We start from the raw sequence: 14,921 nt of genomic DNA on the forward strand, positions 1-14,921 counted from the left end.
ACATGCTGCAAGTCGACAAACTGCACCAGTACTACGGCGGGAGCCACATCCTGCGCGGGCTGAGCTTTGACGTGAAGGTCGGCGAAGTCACCTGTTTGCTTGGCCGTAATGGCGTGGGCAAGACTACCCTGCTCAAGTGCTTGATGGGTTTGCTGCCGGCCAAAGAAGGCGCGGTGAACTGGGAAGGCAAGACCATCACCGCGCTCAAGCCGCACCAGCGCGTGCACGCCGGCATCGCCTACGTGCCCCAGGGCCGGGAGATTTTCGGGCGGCTGACGGTGGAAGAAAACCTGCTGATGGGCCTTTCACGCTTCCCCGGTTCCGAGGCCAAAGAAGTGCCGGCGTTTATCTACGAGCTGTTCCCGGTGTTGCTGCAAATGAAACATCGCCGTGGCGGCGACCTGTCCGGCGGCCAGCAACAGCAGTTGGCAATTGGCCGCGCCCTGGCCAGCCGCCCGCGGCTGTTGATTCTCGATGAGCCCACCGAAGGGATCCAACCGTCTGTGATCAAGGAGATCGGCGCAGTGATCAAGAAGCTCGCTGCCCGGGGCGATATGGCCATTTTGCTGGTGGAGCAATTCTATGATTTCGCCGCCGAACTGGCGGACCAGTACCTGGTGATGTCACGGGGTGAAATCGTGCAGCAGGGCAAAGGTGAAAATATGGAAAGCGAGGGTGTCAGAGGCCTCGTTACCATCTAATCTGTAGCGTCCTGACGATAAGCACCTTGCCATGAACCTGCCCGTTACCCCTGCCCTGTTCACCCCCAGCTGGCATGCCGAGCTGGAACTGGGTTATGCGCGCTTCGGCGACACCACACGCCCGGTCATGCGTCGCCACCTCGGCCCCCTGCGGGTGCAAAAACACCTGTACGCCGAAGGCCCCGAGGTGTGTCAGCACATCATCGTGCACCCGCCTGGCGGGATTGCCGGCGGGGACCGCCTGGACATCAGCGCCCATGTTGCCGAAGGTGCCTGGGCGCAATTGACCAGCCCCGGCGCGGCCAAGTGGTACCGCGCCAAGAGCCCTGCGTTCCAACAGGTGGAGCTCACCGTTGAAGCCGGTGCCACCCTGGAATGGCTGCCCCAGGAAACCATCGTGTTCAGTGCCGCCCAGGCCGAGCTCACCACGCGCATCGAGCTCAAGGGGGATGCGCGCCTGTTCTACTGGGATGTCGTCGCCCTGGGTCGGCCCGCCAGTGACGAACGCTTCGACCTTGGCCACTTCCAATCGCATCTGGATATTCGCCGTGACGGCCAGTTGCTCTGGCATGAGCGCCAGCGCATTGCAGGTGCCGACGGTTTGCTCGACTCGCCCATCGGCCTGGACGGGCGCCCGGTGTTTGCCACGCTGCTGCTGACCGCCGAGATTGCCCCTGAATTACTGGAAGACTGCCGCGCCCTGCCCCATGGAGTGCGCGGTGACCTGACCCAACTGCCCGGCCTGCTGGTTGCCCGTTGCCTGGCCAGTGAAGCGCTGCATGCACGGGCCTGGTTGATTGATTTATGGAAGTTGCTACGCCCTGCCGTACTGGGCCGAGAAGCTGTTCCACCCCGAATCTGGAGCACATGAAGATCTAAATGTGGAATCTGCCCCCCCCCTGTGGGAGCTGGCTTGCCTGCGATGCAGGCGACTCGGTGTTTCTGGTTGACCGAGGTTATGCCATCGCAGGCAAGCCAGCTCCCACACAAAGCGGCTTTCACATTGAATCTCTGGTGTATTTGCGAATGTATTTATGAAGGACCTTGAACCATGGACCTGACCCCACGGGAAAAAGACAAACTGCTGATCTTCACCGCCGGCCTCGTCGCCGAACGCCGCCTGGCACGCGGTGTGAAGCTCAACTACCCGGAAACCATCGCCTACATCTCCGCGGCCTTGATGGAAGGCGCACGCGATGGCCGCACCGTGGCCGACCTGATGCACTACGGCACCACCCTGCTCAGTCGCGAGCAGGTGATGGAAGGCATTCCGGAAATGATCCCGGACATCCAGGTGGAAGCCACGTTTCCCGATGGCACCAAGCTGGTCACCGTCCACCAACCGATCGCGTGAGGCCCGAGCATGATTCGTGACGCAACCCAAAGCGATCTGCCGGCGATCCGCGACATCTACAACGACGCGGTGCTCAACACCACGGCGATCTGGAACGAACAACCCGTCGACCTGGGCAACCGCCAGGCCTGGTTCAGTGCGCGCCATGCCCAGGGCTATCCGATCCTGGTCTCGGTGGAAAACGATGAAGTCACCGGCTACGCCTCTTTCGGTGACTGGCGGCCTTTCGAAGGTTTTCGCTACAGCGTCGAACACTCGGTGTACGTGCGCAGCAACCAGCGCGGCAAGGGCTTGGGCCCGCGCCTGATGGAGGCGTTGATCGAACGCGCGCGCAGCGGCGGTAAACATGTGATGGTCGCCGCCATCGAAAGCGGCAACCTGGCCTCGATCCGCCTGCACGAGCGCCTGGGGTTCATCACCACCGGGCAAATGCCCCAAGTGGGTATCAAGTTCGGCCGCTGGCTGGACCTGACCTTTATGCAATTGGCCTTGAACCCGGGCGCCGAACCGCCCAAGGAGTGACGTCGATGAGTGCTGCGCAACTGCGTCGGGTCAATGCTGAAAGCTTTGCCCACTATCGGTCGGGCTTGATCGAGCTGCTGCTGGACGCAGTCAGGCACGGCGCATCCGTCGGTTTCATGGCCGACTTCGACGACGCCCAGGCCCGCGAGTATTTGCACGGCGTACAGGCAAGCATCGAAGACGCCAGCCTGTTGCTATGGGTGGTGGTGCGCGATGAACAGGTGATCGCCAGCGTGCAATTGGCGCTGTGCCAGAAAGCCAATGGCCTCAACCGCGCCGAGGTGCAAAAGCTGCTGGTGCACAGCAGCGCACGTCGTCATGGGCTGGGCCAGCAATTGATGAACACCCTGGAACTCGCCGCGCGCCAGCACCAGCGCGGCCTGCTGTACCTGGACACCGAGGCCGGCTCACCGGCCGAAGCCTTCTACCAGTCGTTGCGCTATATCAAGGTCGGTGAACTGCCCGACTACTGCCAAAGCCCGGACGGGCGCTACAGCCCGACCGCCATCTACTTCAAGACCCTGGGGCAACCTGCATGATTCCTGGCGAATATCAGATCCAGCCTGGCGAGATCGAACTCAACGCGGGCCGCCGCACCGTCACCCTGAGCGTGGCCAACAGCGGCGACCGGCCGATCCAGGTGGGCTCGCATTATCATTTTTTCGAGACCAACGACGCGCTGACCTTTGACCGTACAGCCAGCCGGGGCATGCGCCTGAATATCCCGGCGGGGACGGCGGTGCGCTTCGAGCCGGGGCAGAGTCGCGAGGTGGAGTTGGTGGAGTTGAGCGGCGGGCGCCGGGTGTTCGGCTTTGCCGGGCGGATCATGGGCGACCTTTAGGGCCTCTGCGCAGGCAAGCCAGCTCCCACATTGGGAATGTATTCACAATTCAACCTGTGGGAGCGGCGGTGCGACGATTCGACTTGCCCGCGATAGCGATCTCACATTCAACAAACATCTTCAGGGCAACCACATGAAAATCAGCCGCCAAGCCTACGCCGACATGTACGGCCCCACCGTCGGTGACAAGGTCCGCCTGGCCGACACCGAGCTGTTCGTCGAAGTGGAAAAAGACTTCACGATCTACGGCGAAGAAGTGAAATTCGGCGGCGGCAAGGTCATCCGCGATGGCCAGGGCCAAAGCCAGTTACTCGCCCATGAAGTGGTCGACACCCTGATCACCAACGCACTGATCATCGACCACTGGGGCATCGTCAAGGCCGACGTCGGCCTGAAGAACGGCCGCATCCACGCCATCGGCAAGGCCGGCAATCCGGATGTGCAGCCCGGCGTGACCATGGCAATCGGCGCCAGCACCGAGGTAATTGCCGGCGAAGGCATGATCCTCACCGCAGGCGGTATCGACACCCATGTGCATTTCATCTGCCCACAACAGATCGAAGAAGCGCTGACCAGCGGCGTCACCACCATGATCGGCGGCGGCACCGGGCCGGCCACCGGTACCAATGCCACCACCTGCACCTCAGGGCCCTGGCACCTGGCGCGCATGCTCCAGGCCAGCGATTCGTTCCCGATGAACATCGGTTTCACCGGCAAGGGCAACGCCAGCTTGCCGGAGCCGCTGATCGAACAGGTCAAGGCCGGCGCCATCGGTTTGAAGCTGCACGAAGACTGGGGCACCACGCCGGCCAGCATCGACAACTGCCTGGGCGTGGCCGACGAGTACGACGTGCAGGTGGCGATCCACAGCGACACCCTCAACGAGTCCGGTTTTGTCGAAGCCACCCTGGCCGCGCTCAAGGGTCGTACCATCCACACCTACCACACCGAAGGGGCCGGTGGCGGTCACGCGCCGGACATCATCAAGGCCTGCGGTTTCCCCAACGTCTTGCCGAGTTCCACCAACCCGACGCGCCCGTTTACCCGCAACACCATCGACGAACACCTCGACATGCTGATGGTCTGCCACCACCTCGACCCGAGCATCGCCGAAGACGTGGCCTTCGCCGAAAGCCGCATCCGCCGCGAGACCATTGCCGCCGAAGATATCCTGCACGATCTCGGCGCGTTCTCCATGATCAGCTCCGACAGCCAGGCCATGGGCCGCGTAGGCGAAGTGATCACCCGCACCTGGCAAACCGCCGACAAGATGAAAAAACAGCGCGGCGCCCTGCCCGGTGACGGCGCAGGCAACGACAACTTCCGCGTCAAGCGCTACATCGCCAAGTACACCATCAACCCGGCGATCACCCACGGCGTGAGCCATATCGTCGGTTCCATCGAAGTCGGCAAATGGGCCGACCTGGTGCTGTGGCGCCCGGCCTTCTTTGGTATCAAGCCGACGCTGATCCTCAAGGGCGGCGCGATTGCCTCCAGCCTGATGGGCGACATCAACGGCTCGATCCCCACGCCGCAACCGGTGCACTACCGTCCCATGTTCGCCAGCTTCGGCAGTTCATTGCACGCCACCAGCCTGACCTTTATCAGCCAGGCCGCCCAGGACGCCGGAGTGCCCGAAGCCCTGGGGCTGAAGAAGCAGATCGCCGTGGTCAAAGGCTGCCGCACAGTGCAGAAGACCGACTTGATCCACAACGATTACCTGCCGGATATCGAGGTTGACCCGCAGACCTATCAGGTCAAGGCCGACGGGGTGTTGCTGTGGTGCGAGCCGGCGGAGGTGTTGCCGATGGCCCAGCGGTATTTCCTGTTCTGAGCCCTGCGGGGCGATTAAACGGGCACAAGATCATCTGGCGTTGGGGGGCTGCGCAAGACTGAAAAAAAACAACCTATCGAAGCCCCCCTTTTGACAGCCCGAACAATTATGACTGTCGCTCAATACACCGCGTTGACTTCATGCGAGGTCTCTTGAGGTGCCGGGCTGCTCGGCGACTTCCCGACGTGACAGGGCGATCAGTTTTTCATTGCGCGCCGTGGACAACTCGATATCCAGCATGTTTGCAGCTTCGGCGTATTGCTGGTCGATCTGCGGATGGGCGATTTCCAACGCCTCACGCTTTTGCGATTTGACGCGTTCCAGCTCGGCGAACTCGGCGGGGTACTTTTCCTCAAGATAAGCAGCCCAGTAATCGACATTAATCAAGTACTCATAAAACGCCTCGGAGCTTTCCGCCGCACGCACGGCCTCCAGCGCCTGGCTCTGCTCTGCGCCGCGCAGGGGCCTGCCGAACCTCATGTACGCCGGCTGCCCCGGCAAGTCCAGCGCAGCACGCAGGCCGATACGGTATTCCAGGCGCACTTCGGCCGCGTCCATGCCCGGACTGGCTTCCTGGCTGGCCAAGGCTTCAACCTTGTCGAGGCGGAATAACTGACGCGCCAGCTTCAACAGGGCCGGGCCTTTCTGATCCAAGCGCGTGGGGTCTATGCGTTGTAAGGCATCATGTTCGAAAACCTTGATCTCCAGGTTGCTGAAGGTGAGCATGCGCCCGTCAACGCAGGTGCCGTGGGTGCTGGACATGGCAAACACGGTGCCGCGCAACTCGGCATCATCGTTGACGGCGTCCATCACCCTCCAAACCCGGTGAGTCAGATCGGCACGCGCCAGTCGGTATTCCTCGGTGTCTTGCAAGCGTTCGAGCAGGTGGAAGAATGCCGCATTGCCCGGTTCTCTCAGCAATTGCGCCCACCGTTCACGACGAAGATTCTGCTCGTCGACCGGCACGCTACCCAACCAACCACCCACCTGTTCATCCACCGGCGGCGGTTCGGGTAGTTCCTCATCGGACTCCACGGCCTCTGCGTCGCTTTGCGGGTTGTCGTCCAGCAACTCCTCGATCTCACGACGGCTCAGTCCTAGAGTCGCAGGACGCTCTGTATCAGCAGCGTACGCCTGTAAGCGCTCCAGGCTGTCGCGTGACAATTCAATGTTGTCGGACAGGTCGACGCCCTCCATCAATTGATCATGAGTTCCGTCGAGAGCCTCGGCGGGTATGGACTCGATGTTGTTGTTGCGCAGGTCCAGGGTACGCAGGGCGCTCGACTGCAACACTGCGTCGGGCCACTCCTCCAAGCGGTTGCTGCTGATATCCAGGGTTTGCAGGCGCGGTAGACCGTCGACGCTGAAAACATCCAGCTGATTCTGGCTCACGTCCAGCCACTGCAGGTTGGGGTATCGCGCCAGGGTGGCACACAACCCGTCACCCTCGGCGAGCAGGTTCCCCGCCAGCTCCAGGCGTTCCAGGTACGCCATGCCTGCAATCCCACGGGGCAGTTCGCTCAACGCATTGTTATTGAGTACCAGCGTCCGAACACGGGGAAACGCTTCGAAGAAACCTTCGGAGCCAGTCTCGGAAAGCAGCACACCCGCGGCGTTCAAGGTTTCAATGTGCCCGAATGCGTCGGGAAGCCGGGGCAGATCGCCCAATTGCAAGCCTTCCAGTTCGAGGCTTCGTAGCGGTTCGACAGCGCGCACGCACAGTCCCTCGCGCCAGGCGTCAACGATCCGCAGAGCCGCCTGCCGGCGGATCTGAGCGTTCACCACCCACGTTGAACCATGGGCTTCACGGGTGAACAGCCAGCCATTGAGCTGGCGCACCAGTGCCTCGAACTGGCCACTCCACCCATCGAGCCGGGTATGCAACTGTTGCTCGCTCCCCCCTTCGTCGGCCATCCGTGTGGCCCAGCGCTGCAGCTCGTCAGCCTGAAGTTCAGGCCATAGGCGCAACACGCGTTGCTGCGGCGAGCTGCTCGCCGCTTGCGGAGGGGGCAAGGGCAATAAGTGATGGGTCAATGAACCGCCGGTTTCCTGAGGTGGAAACCGCTCGGGAACGGGCTCCAGGCCAAAACGCTCCAAGGTGCCTGCCGACAGCCCCTGGTTCAGTTCCACCCGCTGCATGGCCGCAGCCCAGTGCGAGCTGGCCGCCTTGGTCAACGGTGTGCCAAGCAGGTTGGTGCTCAGGACGGCCGCGTCATCGGCCAGCACCCCCTGCGGCACTTGGGTGATGTGGCTGCCGCGCAAATCAAGCCATTCCAGTACAGGCAAATTCTCCCAACCCAAGGGCCAAGCCGACAGGCTGGTGTGGCTCAACCCCAGCGTACGCAGGTGGACCATCGCGCCGACATCCAGACCTTCAAGCGGATTGTGGCTCAGGTCCAGATGTTCCAGCCCCGCCCAATCACCTGCATCCAAAGGCAGGTCGGCGAGACTGCAATCCCCCAGGTTCAGAGCGCGCAGGCCGCTGAAGCCACTCACAAAACCCGGCAGAGTCTGCGCGGGCAAACGGGCACCTTTGAAGTTCAGCGATTGCACATGCTCGAAACCCTGTTGGGGCATCGGGGGGAACTCGCTGATTCGCACCCGCGGCAGCTCCAAGTCCGTCGAATACTGCCGCGCGCCATAGCGCTTGAGCAAACCCTGGTACCAACTGCGTTTGAGATCGCCTGCCATGTTATTGCGCTGTATGACTTCCATGGATACGCCGTTGGTAACCCAGGCTTCCAGGGGTTGCACAAAAAGATCGTGCTGCGCCGTCAACGCCTCAATAGCCGACCAGCGCGCCGCGGCATCGGGCCAAAGCTGGAGGAACAGCGGCTGCAACTCTCCGGCCTGGCCGAGCAGCGGCGGGAAATAAGTACCACCGCTGTCCAGCCGGGCCAGGCGCTGCAACTGGCCCTTGCAATAGCCACTGACCATTTCTTCCTGGTCCAGCAGATGCATAGGCTGACTGCGGACATAGTCATAGGCTTGGCGGAAGTCTTCCCGTGCAAACCATGACCAATCCAGGGACAAGCCTGACCACAGGCGCTCGTGCCCCGGTTCGTATAGACGCGCTGGCAAACTGCTGATGGCGGTACCTTTAAGGTCCAAACGCTCCAGCAGCGGCAGGTCCAGAACCCCGGCGGGCAGTCCTGCCTGATAGCTTCGGCTTATCTTCAAATCACGCAGTTGCTGCATCTGGCTGACATCCAATACATGCCCAGGGGGCACGGCGCCATCCAAGTGCAGCTCAGTCAGCCCAGTGAGCGTTGACAGTCGTGCAGTTTGCTCGGCGTCGAAGGCGAAGTTCGAAGCGATATGCAGCCGTGACACCTTCGGCACCTTGGCAAGCGCCGCAGGCACGGTGCGCAACTGCGGGTGGGTGACGATGACTGTCAGCTCCTGCACCTCGGCGAAATACCCGAGCACCCGCTCGATATTGATGTCGCTGATGCCGCGCCCGCCGATACTCAGGCTGCGCACATGGGAAAAGTCCGCGTCCAGGGACGGCAGTGGCTCGTCCAGGAACAGATTCAGGCCCCCAAAGCGTGGCAATTCCGCCAGGGGCGATGCCCTCCAGCAGTCTTTGATGGCCTGCGCCGCTTGCCGTCGCCCATTCCATTGGGAAAACACCTCATCACGCGGCTGAGGCGCCTGTTCAGCCACCCACTGATCAAGGACTCCCTCAAGGTTTTGCCACTCGCGCAGGCGATTGCCAAGCAGATTGAAAATCTGCTGCTCGCTGTCACCGGCCACCATCCGCCGCAAGATAAAACCATTGACCTGACCGTCGGTGAGTTGCGGGTAAACGTCACGCACCCGGCTTTCCAGCAGAGGTGCGCGCAATTGGCCGCCGCCACTGGCGGGGTAACCGATCAACTGTGCAGAAATGCGTTGCGGGGGCTTGAACCAGCGGGTTTTCCTCGTACCGCCGTCGACAATGGCTCGGGATTCGGGCCGCTGGCGTACCGCCTGGTCAATGATTGCCCGGCGCAATTGCGCGCTCTGCGCCACCTGCGGAACACCGAGGGCCTGGCGTGAACCATCGGGCAACGCGTGCATGATCGACGCGTAGAAGTTGTCACCCTGGCGGGGCAGGCTGTTGAGCGCCTCGCCACGCTCGTTGAATGCCTGGAACATCGGGCCACTCTTGACCACATATTTGCGCTGGGTGGCGGAGTTGCTGCCGATGGCCTCCAGCAACGGCCCACCGATGTGCCCCTCGCGCAGCTCCAGACGCACAGCGTCGGACCAACCCGGCAGCCTGGCCAGGGTGTGCAGGGCCAGGCGCTTGCTGGCGGCTGAGGCCAGATTTTCCATATGTAACCCGGCAATGGCATGCCCCAGCTGATTCTGTTGCACATGCCAGCGTGCCTGCTCCTGCAGGCCCAGCGGTACGCGACCGGTGGCACGCAGGTCAGCCAGTTGCTGCGCGTCAGCGTCGGCCAGCACCGCCTCGGCGCCCGACTCGCCAAGCCCTGGATACAACCGCTGCAGCTTTGTCACCTGCGGGTCTTTGCTGGCATTGCCACGGCAAAGACTTTCAAACAATGCGGGCTGACGCGTGCGCGCATGGTCGGTGATCTGCTTTCTGAATTCCTGGACACGATTTTCCCTCACCCGGGCCGGCTCGCCGCCCAGCAGTTGGGTGACTTCAGATTCATCCAGCGCCGCCAGGATCCGATCCGGCAATTGACTGCCCAGTACGTCTGCACGGGTTATGCGGATAGGCGGTTTGTACGGGGCTCCCGGATAGAGCCGCTCAGCGCCATACTTTATCGATGCCCCTGTCAGCTGCGGCCCCTCAAACACTTGCAGCACGCGGCCCCGGGGCCAGCGCGGCATCTCGGTCACCAAGGGCAATACGTAGAGGTAATGTTCGTCCACGGCCTGGCCGGTCTCGACCTGTTCGATCACCCGCGCCACCCTCTGATCCGCTTCGAACAGGCGCAGGGTGTCTGCGAGGACCGCTGGTGGCGGCGCGTTGTCCAGGTGCATCTTGCGCAATTGCGCATCACCGACACCGCTGATGTCGGCGATGCTGAGCAATTGCTCGTCGTTAAAAGCCTCAGTGACGTGCCCCATGCGCCGCAACAAGGTGAGACGGTCCCAGGTTTGCGGACGCTCAAGTGTGTGTCGCCAGGCACCGGCACCGTTGTGACTGAGAGGCGGTGCGTACGCGCGGCCATCGGTGGGATGCTGGATACGCCAACGCTGCGCTGCTTCATCAAAGGTTGTTTCATAGACTTTGCCGGCTTGGCGTATGTAGGTTTTGCCATTGACCTGAAATTGCCCCGAGGCATTGGGCCGTGCACCTTCAGGCAACGTAACGGGGCTTTCATAGGTGCTGAGGTCGGGTTTCCACAACCGGGTTTTACCGTCTGCCGACACCACGGGCTCCAGCGCTTCGATCACCGGCTCGGGCTTGACCGCCGTCAGTTTGGCCAGGCCTTTTCCCGCCCCCGCCATGACCGCGAGCAGCGCGATATTTTCGGCCACATCCAGCAAGTGCGCCTTGGCGGCGCGGCGGTCGCCTTCGGCCCACTCGATGGCCCCTTCGAACGTTTCGTAGAGCAACTGGCCGGCCATCACCACCATCATCACCTCGCCAAGCACGGGCACCAGCATGGACAGGCCATTGAACAGCAGCATGCCGATATTGAGCAGGCGCGAGAATTTTTCCGAACGCACGCGCGCATCCACGTCCGCAGTCGGAACCGCATGACTGCGCGCATCGGCAAGCAGCTGATCGCGATGGCGGTCGAACAGGTAGTCCCATAAATCGACGTTGGCCTCCCAAATACCGGCACCCTGGCGCAACACGGTACCGGCGGCTACGTAAGGGTCGGTATTGGGCACCCGGGTCGGCCTTGGGCCGGGTGGCAACTCATTGATGCCGGTGAACAGACTGAACGGACTGAGACCTTTGTTGACGTCATTGATCAACGAACCAAACGGCGCCAGCTTCGAACTTTTGAGCGTGCCAGGGGCATCCTCCGTGAACTGGCTGAAATAATACGGGCGGTCGGCATAGGCCACGAACTGGCTGAAAAACCGCTGGTAGGCGCTGGGACTTGCATCGTTGGGGTCGCTTGCCTCGCGCACGCCAAGACGTTGTTTGAACACTGCACGCATTTCATCGAACGTGTAGCGCTTGAGCGCAGCGTGTGGGTCATTGGGGACGTACAGGATCAAGTCGTCGGTATAGCGATACTTTTCACAGATGACGAAGGCTACACAGCCGGTCATTCGACGCTTCATCAACCCCATGTCGTGAAACCACACGGGTCTGCCGCCCAGCATGGGGTGGTTATCGCCATTTACCACCGCCTGGATCATGCTCAGATCATCGGGTTCGATGTCTTTTTTCAGCAACGCCAAATGCGCGGCCGCAAGCAACGCGCTTTTTTGGGCCGTGATGAAGGTGTTACGTAGCGTCGATTGAATCGCGCTGTCGGTGGGGTAGAAGAAGCCCTTCAGGTAAGTCTGGTACTGCGCGCCGATGTCCAGTGAACGGCACAAACCGATAAATTGCGTCACCGTCAGCGTGGTGCTGATGGGCTCGACCTGACCGAGCGAGGTTTGCTGCAGAAAGCCCGAGGACGCATGAAAGGCGCCGGACTCTGCTTCCGAGGCTTCAAAGTTGTGCAGCGCCGCTTGCAGCAGCGGTAGGCGCAGCACTTCAAAGTGGGTGAGCTCGATCCGAAACACGCCCATCTCTACGGTTTTTTGCAGCAACAACAGGGTCTTGTGCACGTCCAGGCGCACATTGAACTGGTCCTGCAATGCCTTGACCAGCAGGGGCTCGGCGAAGCTGTCGATGTCTTGCAGGGTCGCCACGGCCTGATCCAGTTGGGTCTGGGCAGTGAAACTGGCGACGGCGGCATCATTGAGGGCCTGACGTTGCGCCGGGGAGGCTTGGCGATACCAGTCGGGAACGGATGCTGGACTTTGCTTGAGCGCCTCACGTCGTTGCGGCGTGGCCTGGGTGACCCAGCCGGGCAGGGATTGTTCGATCAGCGGAGCATGCTGGCCGAGGGACGCGGGGGGGAGTTCAGGGTTAACGGGCATGGTGCCTCTCCTGTGAAATGGAGAGTCAGCACACCATGCCCGTGATTGCGTTCAGCGGTAGTTAGTTACCCGGACGCGGGATCAGAAATTTTCCCGGGGATTGAACGCAGCTTTTTTCGCCAGTTCCTGCCACAGCGCAATCGTCGCGTCATCGGCGTGCTTGGGCATGACGGCCTTGAGTTGCACGTAGAGGAAACCGCGCTCCCCGGCCTTGTTCATCAAACCATGGCCCTTGGCGCGCATGCGCTGGCCGTTCTGGCTGCCGGCGGGCACCTTGAGGTTGATCTTGCCGGTCAGGGTCGGCACCGCCACTTCCGCGCCCAGCGCCAATTCCCAGGGGGCCAGCGGCAGGGTGATCACCAGGTTTTCGCCTTCCACTTCGAACTTCGAATGGGCGGCGAACTTGATGATCAGGTAAAGATCGCCATTGGCGCCACCGCCCACGCCGGGCGCGCCCTGGGCCTTGAGGCGGATGCGCTCGCCATCGGCCACGCCGGCGGGGATCTTCACGTTCAGGCTCTTGGTGGTGTTGGTGACGTGCCGGCCCGAGGCGTCATATTGCGGCACCTGGAAACTGATCTGCTTGGACTCGGTGGACAGCGTCTCTTCGAGCGACACCAGCAGTTGCATTTCCACGTCCTGGCCCTTGCGCGCGGCGCTACGGCGCTGGCCGCCACCGAAGCCGTCGCCACGGGAGCCGAAGATCGAGCTGAAGAAGTCCGAAAAGTCCTCGCCACCGCCGCCGCCAAAACCGCCACGGCTCTGCCAGCCCGGTGGTCCCTGGAACGGTTGGCCATGCTGGCCGTACTTGCGCAGTTCGTCGTACTCGGCACGCTTGTCGGCGCTCTTGAGCGCCTCGTAGGCTTCGGACGCGTCCTTGAACTTGGCTTCCGCGTCTTTTTCCTTGCTCACGTCCGGGTGGTATTTGCGCGCGAGCTTGCGGTACGCGGCCTTGATTGCCTTGTCGTCAGCCGTCGGCTCGACACCCAGAATCTTGTAGTAGTCTTTGAAATCCATCGGTGGTTCACCTTCCTCAATCGAGATCGCACAGCCCGAGGCACAACGTGCGCTGGATTGCACCTGTTGAGTCTTGTGGCCTGGGGGTACGTCAACCTGTTATCGGCACTGGCCGTATGCACCTGATGTGGGGGCGAACTCTGTACTTTCAAGCGTGATTTAACGGATGGTCGGCCTACGCATCCGCCTTCGACTGGCATACACTGCGCGGCCGTTTTTCGACCGGAACCCGATAGACATGAACAACCCATCCCCGGCCCGTGCCTGCGGTATCGACTTTGGCACGTCCAACTCCACTGTCGGCTGGATCCGCCCCGGCATGGAAACGCTGATCGCGTTGGAGGACGACAAGATCACCCTGCCGTCGGTGGTGTTCTTCAATATCGAGGAGCGCCGTCCGGTGTACGGTCGCCTGGCGCTGCACGAATACCTCGAAGGCTACGAAGGCCGGCTGATGCGCTCGCTCAAGAGCCTGCTGGGTTCCAAGTTGATCAAGCACGACACCAGCGTGCTGGGCACCGCGATGCCGTTCAAGGACTTGCTGGGCTTGTTCATCGGCCAGCTCAAGAGCCGCGCCGAGGCCACCGCCGGCCGTGAGTTCGAAGAAGTGGTGCTGGGCCGCCCGGTATTTTTCGTCGACGACGACCCTTTGGCCGACCAGGAAGCCGAAGACACCCTGGCCCAGGTCGCACGCAAACTGGGCTTCAAGGAAGTGTCGTTCCAGTACGAGCCGATTGCTGCGGCGTTCGACTACGAGTCCACCATCGACAAGGAGGAACTGGTACTGATCGTCGACATCGGCGGGGGCACCTCCGACTTCTCCCTGGTACGCCTGTCTCCGGAGCGTCGCCAGCACGACAACCGCCACGAAGACATCCTCGCCACCGGCGGCGTGCACATCGGCGGGACCGACTTCGACAAACAGCTGTCGCTGTCGGGCCTGATGCCGCTGTTCGGTTACGGCAGCCGCATGAAAAGCGGCGCCTACATGCCCACTAGCCACCACATGAACCTGGCCACCTGGCACACCATCAACTCGGTGTACTCGCAGAAATCCCAGCTGGCCCTGGGCAGCATGCGCTACGACATCGAGGACACCGGCGGTATCGACCGGCTGTTCAAGCTCATCGAGCAGCGTGCCGGCCACTGGCTGGCCATGGAAGTGGAAGAAACCAAGATCCAGTTGACCCACGCAGACAGCCGCCATGTGGCGCTGGATCGTATCGAAGCCGGCCTGAGCGTGGACCTGAGCCGGGCACTGTTCGAGTCGTCCATCGACAGCTTGCTGGAGCGTGTGCGCGGCAGCGTGGCGCAGTTGCTCACCGACGCTTCGGTCGGCGTGGAGCAGGTGGACACGGTGTTCTTTACCGGCGGTTCCAGCGGGATCCCGGCGCTGCGCCAGAGCGTGGCGGCGATGCTGCCGCAGGCGCGGCATGTGGAAGGCAATATCTTTGGCAGTATCGGCAGCGGGTTGGCGATCGAAGCCAGTAAGCGGTATGGCTACTGAGTTTTATCTGAAAAACGGGTGCGCCCCTATCGCGGGCAAGTCGAATCGTCGCACCGCCGCTCCCACATCTGATC

10 protein-coding genes are annotated in these 14,921 nt (G+C 61.9%); 8 read left to right on the forward strand and 2 right to left on the reverse strand.

Annotated features, from left to right (window positions below; genetic code table 11):
- The first annotated feature begins 2 nt into the window (after positions 1–2).
- The 7 genes from urtE (at position 3) to ureC (ending at position 5,252) form a co-directional block, all read left to right on the forward strand.
- Positions 3–701, forward strand: a complete 699-nt coding sequence (gene urtE, locus ACW9IN_RS25385; RefSeq protein WP_457368416.1) for an urea ABC transporter ATP-binding subunit UrtE — start codon at positions 3–5, stop codon at positions 699–701.
- A 31-nt stretch (positions 702–732) separates the two neighbouring features.
- Positions 733–1,572 (forward strand): urease accessory protein UreD, encoded by an 840-nt coding sequence (locus ACW9IN_RS25390; protein WP_457368417.1) that lies wholly within the window; start codon positions 733–735, stop codon positions 1,570–1,572.
- Positions 1,573–1,752: 180 nt separating this feature from the next.
- Positions 1,753–2,055, forward strand: coding sequence for an urease subunit gamma (gene ureA, locus ACW9IN_RS25395; RefSeq protein ID WP_003171437.1), 303 nt, complete (start codon positions 1,753–1,755; stop codon positions 2,053–2,055).
- 9 nt (positions 2,056–2,064) lie between these two features.
- Positions 2,065–2,577 (forward strand): N-acetyltransferase family protein, encoded by a 513-nt coding sequence (locus ACW9IN_RS25400; protein ID WP_457368418.1) that lies wholly within the window; start codon positions 2,065–2,067, stop codon positions 2,575–2,577.
- A gap of 5 nt (positions 2,578–2,582) precedes the next feature.
- Positions 2,583–3,116: a GNAT family N-acetyltransferase gene (locus tag ACW9IN_RS25405; protein ID WP_457368419.1), complete on the forward strand. Its 534-nt coding sequence runs from the start codon at positions 2,583–2,585 to the stop codon at positions 3,114–3,116.
- Positions 3,113–3,418 carry an urease subunit beta gene (locus ACW9IN_RS25410; protein ID WP_457368420.1) on the forward strand — a complete coding sequence of 102 codons (306 nt, stop codon included), beginning with the start codon at positions 3,113–3,115 and terminating at the stop codon, positions 3,416–3,418. Before ACW9IN_RS25405 ends, ACW9IN_RS25410 begins: the two co-directional genes overlap by 4 nt.
- A 133-nt stretch (positions 3,419–3,551) precedes the next feature.
- A complete protein-coding gene (gene ureC / locus ACW9IN_RS25415; protein WP_457368421.1) occupies positions 3,552–5,252 on the forward strand; it encodes an urease subunit alpha in 1,701 nt (566 codons plus the stop codon).
- Between the two features lie 138 nt (positions 5,253–5,390).
- Here ureC and ACW9IN_RS25420 read toward each other — a convergent pair whose 3' ends face one another.
- Positions 5,391–12,323: an NEL-type E3 ubiquitin ligase domain-containing protein gene (locus ACW9IN_RS25420; protein WP_457368422.1), complete on the reverse strand. Its 6,933-nt coding sequence runs from the start codon at positions 12,321–12,323 to the stop codon at positions 5,391–5,393.
- An 81-nt stretch (positions 12,324–12,404) separates the two neighbouring features.
- On the reverse strand, positions 12,405–13,340 hold the full coding sequence (locus ACW9IN_RS25425) for a DnaJ C-terminal domain-containing protein (protein WP_457368423.1): 936 nt from the start codon (positions 13,338–13,340) through the stop codon (positions 12,405–12,407).
- Between the two features lie 238 nt (positions 13,341–13,578).
- Between ACW9IN_RS25425 and ACW9IN_RS25430 the strand changes: the two genes are divergently transcribed.
- Positions 13,579–14,847 (forward strand): Hsp70 family protein, encoded by a 1,269-nt coding sequence (locus ACW9IN_RS25430; protein ID WP_457368424.1) that lies wholly within the window; start codon positions 13,579–13,581, stop codon positions 14,845–14,847.
- The last annotated feature ends 74 nt before the right edge of the window (positions 14,848–14,921 follow it).

This window comes from Pseudomonas sp. SDO5271_S396, assembly GCF_054071795.1.

Bases quoted from the DNA above. Each gene is read 5' to 3' on its own strand.
- ACW9IN_RS25400 (WP_457368418.1), top strand. From the start codon at position 2,065: ATGATTCGTGACGCAACCCAAAGCGATCTGCCGGCGATCCGCGACATC.
- ureA (WP_003171437.1), top strand. From the start codon at position 1,753: ATGGACCTGACCCCACGGGAAAAAGACAAACTGCTGATCTTCACCGCC.
- ACW9IN_RS25430 (WP_457368424.1), top strand. From the start codon at position 13,579: ATGAACAACCCATCCCCGGCCCGTGCCTGCGGTATCGACTTTGGCACG.
- ureC (WP_457368421.1), top strand. From the start codon at position 3,552: ATGAAAATCAGCCGCCAAGCCTACGCCGACATGTACGGCCCCACCGTC.
- ACW9IN_RS25425 (WP_457368423.1), bottom strand. From the start codon at position 13,340: ATGGATTTCAAAGACTACTACAAGATTCTGGGTGTCGAGCCGACGGCT.
- urtE (WP_457368416.1), top strand. From the start codon at position 3: ATGCTGCAAGTCGACAAACTGCACCAGTACTACGGCGGGAGCCACATC.
- ACW9IN_RS25410 (WP_457368420.1), top strand. From the start codon at position 3,113: ATGATTCCTGGCGAATATCAGATCCAGCCTGGCGAGATCGAACTCAAC.
- ACW9IN_RS25405 (WP_457368419.1), top strand. From the start codon at position 2,583: ATGAGTGCTGCGCAACTGCGTCGGGTCAATGCTGAAAGCTTTGCCCAC.
- ACW9IN_RS25390 (WP_457368417.1), top strand. From the start codon at position 733: ATGAACCTGCCCGTTACCCCTGCCCTGTTCACCCCCAGCTGGCATGCC.
- ACW9IN_RS25420 (WP_457368422.1), bottom strand. From the start codon at position 12,323: ATGCCCGTTAACCCTGAACTCCCCCCCGCGTCCCTCGGCCAGCATGCT.